Below are 16737 nucleotides of genomic sequence, written 5' to 3' on the forward strand. Positions count from 1 at the left end.
TTTAACCTTTGACGGCTCCAGAAGTAAGACCTTGAACAATTTGGCGTTGGAAAAATAGCACAAGCAAGACGAGCGGCAAAGTTCCGACCACCGTGGCTGCGGCCAGAGGACCATAGGGGATTTCAAAGGTTGAAGCGCCCCCCAACTGGGCAGCGCCTACCGGAATCGTTTTGAGCTCTTCGCGGGTCATAAAAGTGAGGGCGAAGATGAATTCATTCCAGGCGGAGATAAAGGTGAGAATTCCTGTGGTTGCTAAGGCAGGTAGGGTCATCGGCAACACGATCTGAGTCAGCATTTGCCAGGTGTTGTAACCATCAACTTTGGCTGCATCTTCGAGATCTTTAGGCAACTGTTGAAAGAAGCTACGCATCACCAGAATTGTCAGAGGCAAATTAATCGCTGTGTAGGGAATGATCAGCGCCAGATAATTATTGGCTAGGCCCAAACGCTGCACAATTTCCAGTAGCCCCAAAAATACCAAGACATAGGGAAATAGGGTAACGACCAGGACGATCGCCAACAGGATTCTTTCCCCTTTCAAACGCAAACGGGCCAAAGCATAGGCCGCTGGCGACCCTAAACCCAAACACAGAATAGTTGAGATTAGAGAAACCAGGGCGCTGTTGAACATGTAGCTGAGAAAAGGCCGACGCCGAAACAGCTCTGTATAGTGCTGAAATGTATATTCCCTAGGAACGTAGACATTGGGAATAGCGGCGATATCTCGGTTAGTTTTAATTGAGGTTAGCAATTGCCAGAGAACCGGTCCCAGACAGAAAGCGACAACCAGTACAACACCCACACCGAGGATGATGTTGCGAATGGGCAAACCCTTAGCTTGGTTGCTGGACACAGGCTCATGAACAGTGGTCATGGGTCACAACTCCTAGGTAGCGCCTGCTGCTCGGGCTCGGGCTCGGGACAGGGCAAACGTGGCCAGCGCCACAACGGCGACCAGTAGCACAAAGGTTACGACGACCAGGGCAGCACCATAGCCAAAGTCGAGATAGCGCATGACCGTGGCGTAGATGTATAGAGAAATAGTCTCTGTGGCACCGCCCGGTCCACCGCCAGTCATCACCGCAATCAAGTCGAAGACGCCAAAGGCTTGGGCAAAGCGAAACAGCACAGCAATCAAGATTTGCGGCATGAGCAGCGGCAAAGTGATGTTCCGAAAGCGTTGCCAACGACTCGCCCCATCAATGGCATAAGCCTCATACAAATCTTGAGGAATTGATTGTAAACCAGCCAACAACAAAATGCTGATGAAGGGCGTCGTTTTCCACACATCTGCCGCAATTACCGCCAGCATTGCCAGGTTTGGGTCGCCCAGCCAGTTGATGCCTGCACCTGCTGGAATCGCACCGACCCGTCTGAGTAAATCGTTGACCACCCCGTATTGGTCATTGAAGATCCAGACCCAGGCTAAACCGATCAGGGCTGTAGGCAAAGCCCAGGGCAAAATAGCAATCGTGCGCACAATGCCTCGACCTTTAAAAGACTGATCGAGCACCAAGGCAATGCCTAAACCCAACAGCATTTCCAGTATGACTGAGCCCAAGGTGAAGATTGTGGTGTTCCCCAGCGTTTGCCAAAAGCGCCCATCGGTTCCCAAACGGCTATAGTTATTGAGGCCCGAATAAACAGGCTCTAGTTTGGTTGCCAGGTTCTCGGTAAATTGGCTCAGCCAAAAGGCCCGACCAATCGGATAGGCAAAGACCAACAGCAACAAAATCAGCGCAGGTAAAACAAGAACCCAGCCTATAATTTGTTCACGTGTGCGAATCGTGGTTTCAAATTTCATCCGGCAACTCCCTGAAAATTGCCAACCAGAGCTCTAGTTTCACGAGCCGCCCGCTGCATTGCTTCTTGTGAACTCAGCCTGCCACTAAAAGCAGCACTCAAATAGCGCTGCAAGATGTCAGACGCCTGCGCATATTGAGCGATTGGAGGACGCAATACTGCCTTGTCAGCCACCTGCAGTAAGTCAGGGAAGTAGCTGTATTTCTCAACGATTTGGGGGTCCGTAAACAGAGGTCGGCGGCTAGGCAAATAGCCAGTTTTAAGCGTGAAGTTCTTCTGGGTTTGCGCACTCGTGATGTACTGAATTGCTTTCCAGGCTTCCTTGGGGTGAGCACTACTCTTCGAAATCCCAAATCCCCAACCACCTTTGCAAGCGCCACTGCGACCACCGGGTGCAGCCACCATTGGCTTGATTGCAAATTTGCCCCGGATTGGGGAATCTCCAGCATTGGCGAGAGGCACTGCATAGGGCCAGTTACGCATGAAGCCTGCCGCGCCACTTCTGAAGAAGCGCCAGACATCATCTTCGATGTAAGTCACCACGCCAGGTGGCGAAATGCGCTCCGTAATCGTTTCACGCAGAAAATCGACTGCTTTGATCGCCTCCGGTCGATCTAATCCGATCTCGTTGTTGTCGGGATTCACCCAGAAGCCCCCGAACCCTTCTAAAACCTCCACAAACATGGCCGCCGCACCTTCGTATTGGCGACCCTGCCAGAGATAGCCCCAGGGCGCAGCGCCTGTGGCCTGGATTTTTTTGGAAGTGGCGATCAAATCGGCGAAGGTATTGGGCGGCTGAGCACCAACTTGCTCCAGTAGGTCAGTTCGGTAGAAGAGCATGGCCGCATCAGTGCGGAAGGGCAGGCGATAGAGCCCGCCTTCGTAGCGTCCAGCTTCTACATCTGCCGGGAAGAAATCAGCTAAGTCTTGTGGCGAAACCTGGTTAGACAAATCCTGTAACCAGCCAGCAGCGGCAAACTTAGGAGTCCAAACGACGTCCATGTAGACCAGATCGTAAGGAGATTTGCCCAGCAAAAAAGTGGAGGTGTAGAGGTTTTCTACCGAATCTGTGGCGTTTGGACCTTCGACTAAATTGAGGCGGATACCAAGATTTGCTGCTTCAAAGTCCTGAATGATATCGGTCCATTGTGAAGTTTCTAGCGCCTGAATTAACAGGTTCAGGGTAACAACGGGCCTCTGCGTCAGGGCAGGCAGAGCTATTAGTAAAGCACTCAGCAGAAACACAAGCAGTAGCTTAAACCTCCCAAGGAGGCTCCAGAATCTACTGAGCGGCTGCCTAAGTTTTATAAGCCAGCTCATGGTATTAAAGGTGAGAGTTTTGGAATCTAAATTCGTTAGCTAAAGGCTATCACGGGATTTCGAGCTTTCTAGGCTACAAATTAATGACTGTAATTTAACTTAATACCTTCTTAGCTGGTTTAATGTTTAGCCTCTCTTAAGATATAGGAGCTTTTTAAGCGAGCTTACTGGAGATGTTGGATGTCATTAGAGCATCCACCTAGGGAGAGGTATTCAATGTTACCGTTTCCTATGGTTTTGCTCCCAAATATTTGACTTTAAGACATTTAGACATTTTCTTAAGTTAGCCTAATCCAGGTTTTTAGATTGGGCTTTTGAATTGAAGTTCCAAGGAATTGAAAGTTCAAAATGCTTCACTTGATCCGAAACCAGCGATAGCCATAGCCAGCTAAAGCAATAGCCGCTAAATTATGATTCAGCGGCTCATATTGTTGGTCTCCCAGAAGATCGGTCACGTAAATAGCGTCTAAATCTTTTGTAGTTAAGGTCACAATACAAGCCTGAGCAGATAGGTTGTGCACCGCTATCGCCACTCTTCGCTCATATTGGCAGCAATGGGCAAAGACAGAGGCTGAGCCAGTTTCCAGGATCTGAAGCGTTCCCCAGCCAAATTCTGGGCATTCCCGACGCGTTCGGATCAAGCGCTCCATCCAATTGAGCACCGAGAGCGGATCGCGATGCTGGGCAACGACGTTTACCTGGGCATAGCCATACTCAGGGCTCGAGATTACAGGGCGAATTAGCTTAGCAGCGTCAGCATTGGAGAAACCGCCATTAGCCTCCGGCGACCACTGCATAGGCGTGCGCACACTCATTCGCTCGGGCAACCCCAGGTCATCGCCCATGCCAATCTCCTCGCCGTAGTACAGGACTGGCGTTCCCGGCAGGCTGAACAATAGGCTGTAGGCCAGTTCCAGACGGCGACGGTCTCCAGCCAACATCGGCGGCAGGCGGCGACGCACCCCCCGCTCGTAGATCTGTGCGTCTGGATCAGGAGCGAAAGCCTCGAACACCACTTGACGCTGTGCTGGGCTGAGCATGCCCAGGTTGAGTTCGTCGTGGTGGCGCACGAAGTTGGCCCATTGTCCGACCGGCGAAATCGGCGGCAGTGCTTGCAAGCAGTGGTGCAGTGGCTCCGCTTGCTCACTAGCCATCGCTAGAAACAAGGCCTGGTTGAGCAGAAAGTTAAATAGCAGGTGCATTTCGTCGCCCTCACCGAAGTAGGGAGCAACCTCATGCGGTTCAACATCGGCCTCAGCTAGCAGGACCGCATCGCCGCGCCGCGACGAGAGGAACTGGCGCATCTGCCGCAGAAAGCGGTGAGGGTCGTTGAGGATGGTAGGTTGATTGCCCTTAGGTCGAATCAGGAAGGGCGCAGCATCAACACGAAAACCAGAGACACCCAACTCCAACCAAAAACCCATAATTTTACGAATCTCTTCTTGCACTGCTGGATTAGCAATATTGAGATCGGGCTGATGGTAGTAAAAGCGGTGCAAATAGTAAGCTTTAGCCTGTTCGTCGTAATTCCAAATCCGCTCCTGCACGCCAGGATAAATCACACCTTCATGGGCATTAGCGGGCAACGTTTCGGACCAGACATAGTAATCGCGGTACTTCGAGTTTCGGTCAGCGCGGGCGCTTTGAAACCAGGGATGTTGATCTGAGGTGTGATTAACCACGAGATCAATCAGCACTCGCATGCCCTGTTCTCGCGCTTGATGCGTAAACTCAACAAAATCTCCCAATGTGCCCAGGCGAGGGTCAACACTGTAGTAATCCATCACGTCGTAGCCGTTATCTCGGTTGGGTGAAGGATAAAACGGCTGCAACCAAATACAGGTTACGCCCAGACCCGCTAAGTAATCTAAGCGCTGAGTCAGACCTGCGAAGTCACCGACGCCATCGCCGTCACTATCTAAATAGGTCTTAACGTCAAGCGCGTAAATAATTGCGTTTTTGTACCAGAGGTTTCTCATGCTTTCCTCTCAATGCTTTCCATTATGAAATCTACCTCTTACGCAGCATCGTGCGGGAGAAGGATAGCTTTTATGTCGATCCTCCCTTTGAAGCCTTTTAAATTCTATTAGCTGATCTGCCTCAGGAGAGATGGTTTGTACTTGAGCAAGTTAGACGCTTTGCTTACACTAAATAAGCTTAGTTCACCCTCAGAAGTACCTCAACAGTATTTCTGCAATGGGTGCTCTCAATGCGTTTTAAGGCTTTGGTACTTGAGCACTACTGCTTTCAAAAGTAGAAGTTTGCTTTTCGTCGGTCTTGCCTTACTTACTGCTCTTTTTGTTAAATCTTAAGAAGAACCAAACGTGAGCATCAAATTATTGCTGTCGTCTGGCATCGCAGCCTCACTGGCCACCGCTCCTGTCGCCTTTGGGCGAGACGGGGACTGGATCCAATTTCTGTTTGGGCAACCACCCAAGCTCACCCAAGTTAGCGGACGTGAGGTCGAAGAAGACGAGGACACCTCTTTCCGGTTTGGGAGCTTCTACCAGGTTCGCTTAACTGACGAAATCACCGTTCGGCCAGGCATGTTTGCAGTCACTAATCTAGAACACGACGAGAGCAACAACACGATCTTCGTGTGGACTTTGCGGACTATCTTCGAGTTTTGAGCCGTTTTGATTCCATGTTCAAGGCTGAGCCTTGCGAAATAGATGAAAAGCCAAATTTTGTGACCAGAATCACCGTTCTTGAAGCCTAAGATCACGGTTTCTATAGCTCGCAGATCACTTAAACCCTGAGAGGAATAGCCGATAGTTTAATTATTGAGCCACAAGCCATCCCTCTCATGGATACCCGCTCGGAAGATCTATCGCCCAACCCACTGCTACAGCTAATACCTTTGGCTCTAAGCTTTGCGGATGATGCGGTACTTCTAGGGCTATCTCGACTGGGGCTACCCTTATTAGGGCTATCCTGGCTGTCCTCAGCTTTGCTGGGTTTCACCCTTGTCTACTGGATGGTGCGGTTGCTCAAGCAAATCTTACGGTTTAAGACAACAGGTTTGCAAATTCACCCGGTCGGGGTATAGGCAGGACTGTAATGTTCTCTTACCGTAAGAAGTAATAACCCTCCTATTCAGAAAGGACAAAAAAATGCTAGCTCTTCTTCTTTTGGTCTCCGTTGGTAGTGGTCTGTTCTTCGCTAGCGATCATCTGCTGAAAACCCACGGCCTCTAAATTCCCACTCTCCAAATTGAAACTTCCCAGTTTCTTAAAGTCTGGTTTTTTAGAGCCCAGTTTCGAGTCTAGTTTTTTAGCAATCGTCACGAAGAAAGAATTAGCAAGTGCTAGGGCGCGCCCCAACTAGTTCTAATTGCAAACTGGTTTTCTCCTTCCAGGTATTGGTTCGTAATTTATAAGCCAGATCGACTTGTTCCGGTAATGGACAGTGAGCTCCCCAGCGCCAAGCCACTGCATTTATTCGGGTTCCAGTCTTATCTCGCACCGTGAGCCGCAGATGTGCATTTTCTTGTCCCATCGTGCGCTGTTCAATGACTTGTAGGCCACGGCTACAGAAGATCGGTTCAGGATTGCCGATGCCGCAGGGTTGCAGCTGATCCAGTTGCGCCATCAGCTCCAAACTGAGATCTGCCAAGTCGGCGCAGGCATCAATTTCGACTAAGGGACGCAATTGCTCAGGTTTTAAGCAGCCAGTTGCGAATTGGCGCAGGCGCTGCCGCAGATTGGGCAGGTTCGCTGGATCCAACGAGAAACCACCGGCTGCTTCATGACCGCCGTGCTTCGCCAGCAGGTCTTTGCAAAACTCCAGTGCCTCGAACACATGAAACTCGGGGATGCCCCGCGCTGAGCCCCGCACCTCGGTGGTTGAGAGCGAACCAATAAACACCGGCACACCGTAGCGCTCCTTCAGGCGCGAGGCCACAATGCCAATTACGCCGTGGTGCCAGTTTTCCTGAACCAGTAGCAGCACGCGCTCGGCTGCAAAGTCGATGGGGTTCTGCCCCAACCAGGCCACGGCTTCCTGCTCTATCTGCTTGCACAGTTGCTGACGCTCGCGGTTGATCTCTTCGCAGACCAGCGCTAACTCTTTGGCTCGCGCCGCAAAGTCTGTGGTCAAGAGTTCGATCACCACGCGCGGGTCGTCGATGCGACCCATAGCGTTGATGCGTGGTCCCAGGCCAAAGCCCACAGCATCGGGTCGAAAGGCTTCGCCTCGGCCCTGCCGCGTCACCTCGATCAGCGCTTGAATTCCCGCCAGGTTCGAGTGCGGCAATCGCTGCAAACCCCAGCGCACCCAACGCCGATTTACCCCGGTCAAGGGAGCCATGTCGGCAATCGTGCCCAGCGTAAACAGTTCTAGTAGCTCACCGGCCAGCTGCTTGCGCTGGTTAAAGCGCTCGGCCAGCAAACAGGCCAGCACATAGGCTACGCCCACCCCTGCCAAGCCCCGAAACGGTGAGTCAACTGGGATCAGCTTGGGATTCAAAATCGCATCGGCAACCGGCAATTTGCCATCGGGGGAGGGCTCGTGATGGTCGGTGATAATCACGGTTAGGCCCAGGGCTTTGGCTTTGGCAATCGGATCGAAGGCAACGATGCCGTTATCCACCGTCAAAATCACGCTGACGCCGCGTTGAGCCAGTTCCAGCACCATGCGCTCGTTGATGCCATAGCCATCGTGGGCGCGGCTGGGGATCTCATAACTGGCCTTGGCTCCTAACTGCCGGAAGGTGCGCAGCAGCAGAGCTGTGCTGGTCATACCATCGGCGTCATAGTCGCCACAAATCGCAATCGGTTGTCCTGTTCTCACTGCCTGTTCTAGACAATCGAGTGCCGGTGTTAAATCACTGAAGTGCTCGCGCGGATCCGGTAACTGCCAGGTTTCAGGATGGAGAAACGTCTGCGCCGCTTCCAGACTATTTTTGCCTCGGCTTACCAACACCTGCGCCACTAGGGGAGACAGATTTAGCTCGTCGGCAAGCTGCTGCACGAGCTGAGCTTGGGCAGGTTGGGTGATCCAGCGTTGGTCAGGCAAAGGCATCGAGGGCTCGCATCCAAATACGTTTTTGAAGTGTTGATTGAATTGTTGACTCTGTAGGCGAGATTATCGACGCCTGTGTCGGCCTTAGCAAGCAGTGTTAACTTATATGAAGGGGATAGCTTTTAAGTTTTTTTAGGTTTAGCGGCTTTATGACGTCCACGCTCCCGTCTCAGCAAACAGCATTTACGCAAGAAGACTGGCAGGGGGGTTACACCTCGCTGCGCGAAGAAGTCGATTACTGGATTTCAGATGCAGATATTGAAGGCCAACTGCCTGCGGCTTTGCGGGGCACGTTGGTGCGCAATGGCCCTGGTTTGCTGGAGGTGGGTGGACACCCGTTGCAGCATCCCTTTGATGGCGATGGCATGATCGCCGCTTTTAGTTTTGCCGGCGATGGTCGGGTTCATTTCCGCAATCGCTATGTGCGTACGGAAGGCTACCTGGCTGAGCAAGCGGCAGGACGTCCACTGTATCGTGGGGTTTTTGGCACCAACAAGCCCGGTGGGTTTTTCGCCAATGCCTTTGATGTGCGGCTGAAGCACATTGCTAATACCAACGTCATTTATATCGGTGGCAAATTGCTGGCGCTGTGGGAAGCGGCCTCACCCTACAAGCTTGACCCTGACACGCTCGACACTCTGGGCTTGGATAATCTGGGCGGTGTGTTGCCTGAGGGCGCACCTTTCTCGGCCCATCCTCGCTTGGATCCGGTCAGTGGCAACTTGGTCAACTTTGGCATTCGCACTGGGCTTTCCACCAGCCTGACCATGTATGAGCTGAACCCGGCGGGCGAAGTGGTCAAGACCCATACGCACGCGGTCCCGGGCTTTGCTTTCGTGCATGACTTTGCGCTGACGCCAGAGTACGCGATCTTCTTTCAAAACCCGGTGTTTCTGAATCCGATTCCCTTCTTGTTGGGGCTACGCGGTCCAGGCGAATGCCTGAAGTTTATGGCGCGACAGAAGACGCGCATTTTGCTGGTGCCGCGTGATGGCAGTGCCATCCGCACCCTGGAAATGGATCCTTGCTTCGTGTTTCACCATGTCAATGCTTTCCAGGAAGGGCAGACCGTGGTGATCGATTCGATTGCCTATGAGGACTTCCCCAGCGTCGAACCGGGCAGCAATTTCCGTGAGATTGACTTCAATAGCGTGCCGGTGTCGCAGCTGTGGCGCTTCCGTTTGGATTTGGCACAGGGCACAGTGCAGCGCGAGTTGCTGACGCCCAGGGCCTGCGAGTTCCCCACGGTGCATCCGGACTATGTGGGCCAGCCCTACCGCCATCTCTACATCGGTGCAGCTCACCAGCCCGAGGGCAATGCTCCACTTCAGGCGATCCTCAAGTTGGATCTGGAAACAGGTGAGCAGCAACTCTGGAGCGCCGCGCCGCGTGGCTTTATGGGTGAGCCGGTATTTGTGCCCTTCCCAGATGGTCAGGGTGAAGAAGACGGCTGGCTGCTGAGCCTGGTCTACGATGCGGCCCATCAGCGCAGTGACTTGGTGATTCTGGATGCGCGCGATGTGGCCGCGGGTCCGGTGGCGCGGCTGCACTTGAAGCACATCATCCCCTATGGGCTGCACGGCAGCTTTACGGAGCAGGTGCTGGGAGTCTAAGCGCCTATGGTTGAGGACTCGGTGTTGGGGGCGACGCGCTAGCTCAGTCAGCAAAGGCTAACTTGGGGGCAGTTCTCTTGCGGTCTGCCCCAAGGCTTCCATGAGCAAAAGCAATAACGAAACGCCGGTTCTACTAGCCTCTTTGGTAGTTACACTGCTGCTTGCGGCGGGTCTGGTATTTTTCTTGGGGCCGAAACTGGGACTGAGGTTGGGCGGGACTAGCCCTGAATCCCAGCCCTCTGCTCAAGATGGCAATTCAGGTCAGGCGGGTTCAGCTACGCAAACCGAGTCAGCACCTGCGGCAGTGGGGGCTAATTTCAAAGATGTGCCGGTGCCGAGTGGCTTGTTTAGCTACGGCGGTAGCACCACTTGGGCACCGATTCGGCAGTTGGTTGACTCGCAGATTCAGAGTGCGCGGCCTGAGTTTCAGTTGCGCTATACCAGCCCGGTGACCGGGGCACCCGGTTCGAGCACGGGAATTCGCATGTTGCTGAATGGCGAACTGGATTTTGCGCAGTCCTCGCGTCCATTGCAAGACAGCGAATATCAGGCAGCGCAGCAGCGGGGCTTTGCTTTGGCCCAATCGCCGGTGGCCATTGATGGCATTGCGGTGGTGGTCAATCCCAATTTGAATCTGCCGGGTCTGACGATTGACCAGTTGCGGCAAATCTACCGGGGGCAAGTGAACAACTGGAGCCAGGTGGGTGGGCCGAATCTACCGATTACGCCGTTTTCGCGGCGGGTGGGCGATGGCGGTACGGCGGAGTTTCTAGTCGAAAACGTTTTGCAGAATCAGGCGTTTGGGCCGAACGTGCAATACGTTGCTACGACCACAGAAGCGCTGCGCAAAGTGAGCAGCACAGCAGGCGGTGTCTACTACGCTTCGGCTCCGGAAGCGGTGCCCCAGTGCGGGGTGAAACCGTTGCCAATTGGACAGGAGGCCAATCAGTGGGTGCCGCCTTATCAGGAACCTTTGGTACCACCGGCCAATTGTCCGGCTCAACGCAATCAACTGAACGGTGAGGCTTTTCGCGATGGCAATTATCCTTTAACGCGCAAGTTGTTTGTGGTGGTGAAGCAACAGGGACGCGAGCAAGAGGCGGGTGAAGCCTATAGCAAGCTGCTGCTAACTGACCAGGGACAAAAGCTGATCGAGCAGGCGGGTTTTATTCGGCTGCGTTAGGAATTAATGGGGGCCTAATTTAGGTTCCTAAGTTCGGGAGTTATTGCTTAAGGCTCGGTGCAGAAGTGGGGCGGAGAGGTTATAGAGGGTGACGGCGGGACGACCGCGCACTTCATTAGGAACGCGCATACTTTCGATCCATTGTTTGGTTTCGAGGGTGCTGAGCAGGCGGTTGATTTCGGTTTCACTTTGGCCGCTGTGGACGACGAGCAAGGAAATAGGAATGCGGGCTCGTAAACTTCTGGGGTCGGTGAGATTGGCAATCACGAGCAACAGGATTTTGGAGGAGGTGGGAAGGCGAATTTCGCGGCTGATGTGGTCCCAGAGTTGCAGGCGAATTTGAGAAGGGGAGAGGTGAGAAGTATTCATTGAGGTGCGGTGAGGGGTTGGGGATTGGGCGTGTAAAAACTGCGCAGGTTGAGGTCGAGATCCAATTGGGCTTTGCGTTGTTGCCACAGTCGGTGGAGATAGGCGACGGTGTCGGCGGCGTAGGTGAAGCGTTCGATTTCGTGTTTGAGCAGTTGGCCGAGTTCTTGCAGGGCTTGATGGTCTGAACAGGTGCGAATGGCTTGCACACAGGCTTCGAGCCAGTAGATGAGGTTGCGGTAACTGATGAATTGGCCGCCTCGATCTTTGCGATGCACAAACAGGACATTGGCCCATTGTTCAAAACGCAGAATTAGGTCGGGTGGAATGCCTAAGTAGGTGGCGAGATAGCTGAGCGAAATCTCGAATTGATGCGGATTAATGGTCTGCAAAAGTTGGCGCATAGGGATGCGAGTTGTAGAAGGGAGGCTGCAATGTTGCACCGGGCAGGGAAACCCTGCCCCTACGGAATTCGTCATTGAAAACCGAGGGATTTACAATTTCACAGTCGTGGGTAGGGGCAGGGTTTCCCTGCCCTTTAGGGGGGCCAGAATGCGGTCCTTGGGTAGGGGCGAGGTTGCCTCGCCCTTACCGTGGATGCCGCCAAACAATGAGCCACCCCGGTGATTTGCCAATGCAAGTCGGGGTGGCTAGTCGGTGTTAAAATCACCTGTCAGCCGCCGGACTGTGCCATTCACAGTTAGGGGGTTAGCTATCTAGAAGTTCCTCATAGCTTCTAGGTAGCGCTTAAGTTTTTGTGGCGTTTTTTCGTTAGGCAAATTCTCCAATTCGAGCGGTGCAGATTAACCTATCAGAACCATCGTGATTTTTGCAATAGGTTCCGCAAGGCTGATTTCAACTACGCTCTGGCATTTGGGCAAAATGCTCGCGCAGCAGATCGTGGGTGAAGCGATAACTACCACCAACCCGTTGTAGGAAGAGGCGCTCAGTGGCGTAGTTAAGGAAGCGGGCATAGTTCCAGGGGATATTACCGCTTTGCCAGAGGATGAGACGGAGAGTGAAATGTTGGATGCAGGTTAGACCGCCATACTGAAACATCCCAAGAATCAGGCCAGCACTCAGCCCACTAAGCAGCCCCCCAAGCAGCCCAACACTCAGCCCAAAAAGCAGTCCAACAATTACAGCGTTACTTGCAGAACGCCAAATACCCTGATTAGGAATAGCTTTCCTTTCTACTTCAAATCCACTCAGCCCACCAAGCAGCCCAAGAATCAGTCCAAAAAGCAGCCCACCAAGCAGCCCAAAAAGCAGCCCAACACTTAGCCCAACAAGCAGCCCAACACTCAGCCCAAAAATCAACCCAACAAGCAGCCCAACACTCAGCCCAACAAGCAACCTACCACTCTGGAAGTATTCACGTAGTCCAGCCCCTGCGTTTTTCCAAGACCAACGTAGAGTCTCAACCAGCTCAATCTCATCACTCAGCCCAACACTCAGCCCAAAAATCAACCCAACACTCAGCCCACTAACCAACCCAACACTCAGCCCACCACTCAGCCCACCACTTAGCCCAACACTCAGCCCACCACTCAGCCCAACTCCAATTCGATATGCTTGCTTCTGAGAGCCTCGTTGTAACCAGGCTGGCTGTATTTTCTCGATTAAGAATTCGGTTTGCTTTTCGGCTTTTAGTCTTTGAGCTAACCAAATCAGCCAGTGACGAGTTTTTTCTGGAGTTGGCTCTTTTCGCTCGGTGTACTCCTGGCTTTTTATAGATCGCTCTAGCATCCGCCTAATATAGGCATCAAAGAGATAACGCTGACGCTCTTGAGAAGAAGCAAGCTGCTGCCATTCTGGAAAGGAAATTTCTTGATAAGCCAGGGTGATAATGCTCAGCAAAAGCGGCGTTTGAGCTAAATCCAGTAGCGCTGGATCACTCGCAATGCTTTGCCACAACTCTGGACCTGTAACGCGCAACAGATATTCTTTAATTTGAAATTGCTCCAGAGGTAACAAGCAGATTGCCCCATTCAGATTAAGGCTAGTCTCATGGCTCTCGTATTCTTCCAAACGGCTGCAAACAACTACATGTCTGGGTCGCTCATCCGATTGAAGCCACTCGTTAATCGCCTCAACACACTTCGCTTGCCGCTCTGAGGCCAACTCATCCAACCCATCCAGCAACGGCAAAAGCTTTCGCTCTCTTAACCACCTCTGTCCAATATCTGCCCGCACCCCATACTTGAGCTTGAGTTCCGCCACCAACCAATCAAAAATACTTTGCTCGTTCTTCTGCCAAGATGAAAGGTTTACTAAAACTGGAGTTGGCTGCTCAAAGTCTTCTTCATTACGAGCAATTAGCTGCTTCGCTAAATCCAGAAGCATTGTCGTTTTGCCAGCCCCCGGTGCTCCCAAAAGCAACAGCTTACCTGCAACATCCGGGAGTTCAAAAACCTCAATGACGCTTGTTCCTGGCGCCAAAGGATAGTGAGGCCGTGTGCCAATTTTGACTTGCACATCCCAAGGCCGTTCAACCTGTTTCGGCTGTGCCTCCATATGCAAAATCAAGCGCACCTGATTGTGCAAAGAACTGCTGAGCCGCCCCTCAACTTCTCCCTTGACCGACTCCTGCAAAATTTTGAGATTGCGAGACTCCTGCTCAGAAGAAATCCCAGTTGCTTCATCTTGCTTAGGCTTGTCACTATCCGCCTCAGACTGATTTGAAAGCCAAACCAGAAAAGCCGACGCAAGCGTTAAAATCAGCAGCAGCAAAACGATTGCCTGCTGGGTTGCAGAGAATTCAATTCCAGAGATTGAGCGGGTTTGGAACCAAAGGAATTGGGGCTGCTTAGGAATCTCTGGCAAGTTGTTCGTGAGCCAGCCAACCAGAAGAGCAATAATTGCAGACAACAAGGCCAACAGGAAAAAATTCTTCTGCATCGTCTGAACTGGCTCAGCCCATCTTGAGTGCCACTATAGCTGCTGGAGCCCCCCTAACCCCCCAATTCTGGGGGGAACCGGATTTATTGCTTCTCTTCGATTTCGTAACGCTTAAGCTTTCATGGCGTTTTTTCGCTAGGCAAAATCTCTAATCAGAACCGTTGTGATTTTTGCAATAGGTTCCGCAAGGCTGATTTCAACTACGCTCTGGCATTTGGGCAAAATGCTCGCGCAGCAGATCGTGGGTGAAGCGATAACTACCACCAACCCGTTGTAGGAGGAGACGCTCGGTGGCGTAGTTGAGAAAGCGAGCGTAGTTCCAGGGGATATTGCCGCTTTGCCAGAGAACGAGACGGAGAGTGAAATGTTGGATGCAGGTTATACCGCCATACTGCAACAGCCCAATAATCAGCCCGATAACTAGCCCAGTAGTCAGCATAAACCTCAGCGCAACAATCGGCTCAACTACTAGCCCACTAATCAGTCCACCGACCATTCCAATAATCAACGAAAACATTAACCCAACAATCAGTGCACCACACACAGCGTTACATGCAGAACGCCGGATGCCTTGGTTAGGAGTAGCTTTCCTCTCTACTTCAAGGCCACTTAGCCCACCTCTCAGCCCAAGCCTTAGCCGGAACAGCAGCGCAAGCATCAGCACCAACATTGCCCCAAATTTTGGATCAACAAGCAGACTACCAAGCAAACCACTAAGCAAACCACTAAGCAGACCAATTCTGAGCTCAGGGATGGGGATTCTACACAGCCCAGACCATGCTTTCTTCCAGGACCAGCTTAGAGTTTCAACCACACTAATCTCATCCATCTGTCTAGGCCCCAGCCCGACCCCTGGCACAAACATCAGCCCAAACATCAGCCCAAACGTCAGTCCACTAGTTAGCCCGGACTTCAACCCAAACATCAGCCCAGACCTCAGCACACCAATTAGCACACCAATAGGCACACCAACTAGTCCACCAATCAGCACACATCCAATTTGATATGCTCGCTTCTGAGAGCGTTCCTGTAGCCAGGTCGGCTGCATTTTCTCAATCAGAAACTCAGTTTGGTTTCCGGCTTTTAGTCTTTGCGCTAACCAAATCAGCCAGTAACGAGTTTTTTCTGAGGTTGGTTTTTTGTGCTCGGTGTACTCTTGACTTTTTATCGTTCGCTCTAGCATCCGTCTGATATAGGCATCGAAGAGATAACGCTGGCGCTCTTGAGAAGAAGCAAGCTGATGCCATTCTGGAAGAGATATTTCCTGATGAGCCAGGGTGATAATGCTTAGAAAAAGCGGCGTTTGAGCCAAATCCAGTAATGCCGGATCACTTGCGATGCTTTGCCACAATTCCGGGCCTGTAACGCGCAACAGATATTCTTTGATTTGAGATTGCTCCAGAGGCAATAAGCAGATTGCCCCATTTAGATTGAGACTGGCCTCATGGCTCTCGTATTCTTTCAAACGGCTGCAAACAACGACACGTCCAGGCCGCTCATCCGATTGAAGCCAAGCATTAATCGCTTCAACACACTTCGCCTGACGCTCTGAGGCCAACTCATCCAACCCATCCAGCAACGGCAAAAGCTTTTGCTCTCGCAACCACCGCTGCCCAACATCTGCCCGCACCCTATGCCTGAGATTGAGTTGCGCCACCACCCAATCAAAAATACTTTGCTCGTCTTTTTGCCAAGATGAGAGGTCTAGCAAGACTGGAATTGGCTGTTCAAAATCTTCCTCATTACGAGCGAGAAGTTGCTTTGCCAAATCCAAAAGCATTGTCGTTTTTCCAGCTCCTGGTGCCCCCAAAATCAACAGCTTGCCTGCAACTTCTGGGTGTTCAAAAACCTCAATGACGTTTGTTCTTGGTGTGGCAGGATAATGAGGCTGCATGCCAATCTTGATACCCCTAGCCAAAGGCGAATCCACCTGTTTCGGCTGCGCCTTCATACACAGAGCCAAGTGCACCTTATTGTGCAAAGAACCACTCAGCCGCCCCTTAACTTCTTTCTTGACTTCCTCCTGCAAAATCTTGAGAATTCGATACTCTTGCTTAGGAGAAATCCCAGCCGTTCCACCTCTATCAGGCTCACTGCTTGGCCCAGCGTTTCTTCTCAGGATATTAACTAGTTGAGACGCATCGATAGTGAAGAAAACTAGGCACAGGATCCCTAAAGCTTCTACTAAAGCTTTAGTCTTCTCACTGCTTGACTCAGGCGGATTAGCCAACCAACTCAACGAAACGCCTAGAATCACAAGCTCAAAGGCCAACCTCAAGACTGAAAAGGTCCTTCCTGGGACTTGAGGGAGCGAGGGCAATTGGTTAAGCAACCAACCTAAAACAGCAGCCACCACTGCGCCAAGCAGCAATCTTAGTAAAGGATCATCTGGCATTACTTGTATTTTGCTCAGTGCTGGCAACGAGGGGCACCGAAGCAATCCATCTTGAGTGCCACTATAGCCGCCAGAACACAGAGAGTCCTCCTACCTCCTCCACCCTGGGAGGAACCGGATTTATTACGTCCCTC

The 16737-nt window shown here is 52.0% G+C and carries 14 protein-coding genes; 4 read left to right on the forward strand and 10 right to left on the reverse strand.

The window, feature by feature from the left end:
• Position 1 precedes the first annotated feature (1 nt).
• The 4 genes from H6F94_RS07340 to H6F94_RS07355 form a co-directional block, all read right to left on the reverse strand.
• Positions 2-874, reverse strand: coding sequence for a carbohydrate ABC transporter permease (locus H6F94_RS07340; protein WP_190801560.1), 873 nt, complete (start codon positions 872-874; stop codon positions 2-4).
• Positions 875-886: 12 nt separating this feature from the next.
• Positions 887-1804, reverse strand: a complete 918-nt coding sequence (locus H6F94_RS07345) for a carbohydrate ABC transporter permease (protein ID WP_190801561.1) — start codon at positions 1802-1804, stop codon at positions 887-889.
• Positions 1801-3048, reverse strand: coding sequence for an ABC transporter substrate-binding protein (locus tag H6F94_RS07350; RefSeq protein WP_313949241.1), 1248 nt, complete (start codon positions 3046-3048; stop codon positions 1801-1803). The genes H6F94_RS07345 and H6F94_RS07350 overlap by 4 nt, the downstream gene beginning before the upstream one ends.
• Positions 3049-3476: 428 nt before the next feature.
• Positions 3477-5102: an alpha-amylase family protein gene (locus H6F94_RS07355; protein ID WP_190801563.1), complete on the reverse strand. Its 1626-nt coding sequence runs from the start codon at positions 5100-5102 to the stop codon at positions 3477-3479.
• A 345-nt stretch (positions 5103-5447) separates the two neighbouring features.
• On the opposite strand from H6F94_RS07355, the gene H6F94_RS07360 reads away from it, so the two are divergent.
• The gene (locus H6F94_RS07360) at positions 5448-5753 is read left to right on the forward strand and encodes a carbohydrate porin (protein ID WP_190801564.1); all 306 of its coding nucleotides are present in this window, start codon (positions 5448-5450) and stop codon (positions 5751-5753) included.
• A gap of 176 nt (positions 5754-5929) precedes the next feature.
• Positions 5930-6172 carry a hypothetical protein gene (locus tag H6F94_RS07365; protein ID WP_190801565.1) on the forward strand — a complete coding sequence of 81 codons (243 nt, stop codon included), beginning with the start codon at positions 5930-5932 and terminating at the stop codon, positions 6170-6172.
• A gap of 248 nt (positions 6173-6420) precedes the next feature.
• Here H6F94_RS07365 and recJ read toward each other — a convergent pair whose 3' ends face one another.
• Positions 6421-8145: a single-stranded-DNA-specific exonuclease RecJ gene (recJ, locus tag H6F94_RS07370; RefSeq protein ID WP_190801566.1), complete on the reverse strand. Its 1725-nt coding sequence runs from the start codon at positions 8143-8145 to the stop codon at positions 6421-6423.
• 149 nt (positions 8146-8294) lie between these two features.
• Here recJ and H6F94_RS07375 point away from each other — a divergent pair, with 149 nt between their 5' ends.
• Complete coding sequence (locus tag H6F94_RS07375) at positions 8295-9758, forward strand: carotenoid oxygenase family protein (protein WP_190801567.1); 1464 nt, start codon at positions 8295-8297, stop codon at positions 9756-9758.
• A 100-nt stretch (positions 9759-9858) separates the two neighbouring features.
• Positions 9859-10941 carry a substrate-binding domain-containing protein gene (locus H6F94_RS07380; RefSeq protein WP_190801568.1) on the forward strand — a complete coding sequence of 361 codons (1083 nt, stop codon included), beginning with the start codon at positions 9859-9861 and terminating at the stop codon, positions 10939-10941.
• Positions 10942-10968: 27 nt separating this feature from the next.
• Here the strand turns inward: H6F94_RS07380 and H6F94_RS07385 are convergent, their stop codons facing one another.
• From H6F94_RS07385 to H6F94_RS07405, 5 genes are all read right to left on the reverse strand, one after another.
• Positions 10969-11310, reverse strand: coding sequence for a Cdc6/Cdc18 family protein (locus tag H6F94_RS07385; protein ID WP_190801569.1), 342 nt, complete (start codon positions 11308-11310; stop codon positions 10969-10971).
• Positions 11307-11711 carry a hypothetical protein gene (locus H6F94_RS07390; RefSeq protein WP_190801570.1) on the reverse strand — a complete coding sequence of 135 codons (405 nt, stop codon included), beginning with the start codon at positions 11709-11711 and terminating at the stop codon, positions 11307-11309. Before H6F94_RS07390 ends, H6F94_RS07385 begins: the two co-directional genes overlap by 4 nt.
• Before the next feature lie 90 nt (positions 11712-11801).
• Positions 11802-11942, reverse strand: a complete 141-nt coding sequence (locus H6F94_RS07395) for a hypothetical protein (RefSeq protein WP_190801571.1) — start codon at positions 11940-11942, stop codon at positions 11802-11804.
• A gap of 220 nt (positions 11943-12162) precedes the next feature.
• Positions 12163-14208 (reverse strand): NACHT domain-containing protein, encoded by a 2046-nt coding sequence (locus H6F94_RS07400; RefSeq protein WP_190801572.1) that lies wholly within the window; start codon positions 14206-14208, stop codon positions 12163-12165.
• 196 nt (positions 14209-14404) lie between these two features.
• Positions 14405-16603: an NACHT domain-containing protein gene (locus H6F94_RS07405; RefSeq protein WP_190801573.1), complete on the reverse strand. Its 2199-nt coding sequence runs from the start codon at positions 16601-16603 to the stop codon at positions 14405-14407.
• Between the last annotated feature and the right edge of the window lie 134 nt (positions 16604-16737).

Source organism: Leptolyngbya sp. FACHB-261, from assembly GCF_014696065.1.
GTDB lineage: Bacteria > Cyanobacteriota > Cyanobacteriia > FACHB-261 > FACHB-261 > FACHB-261.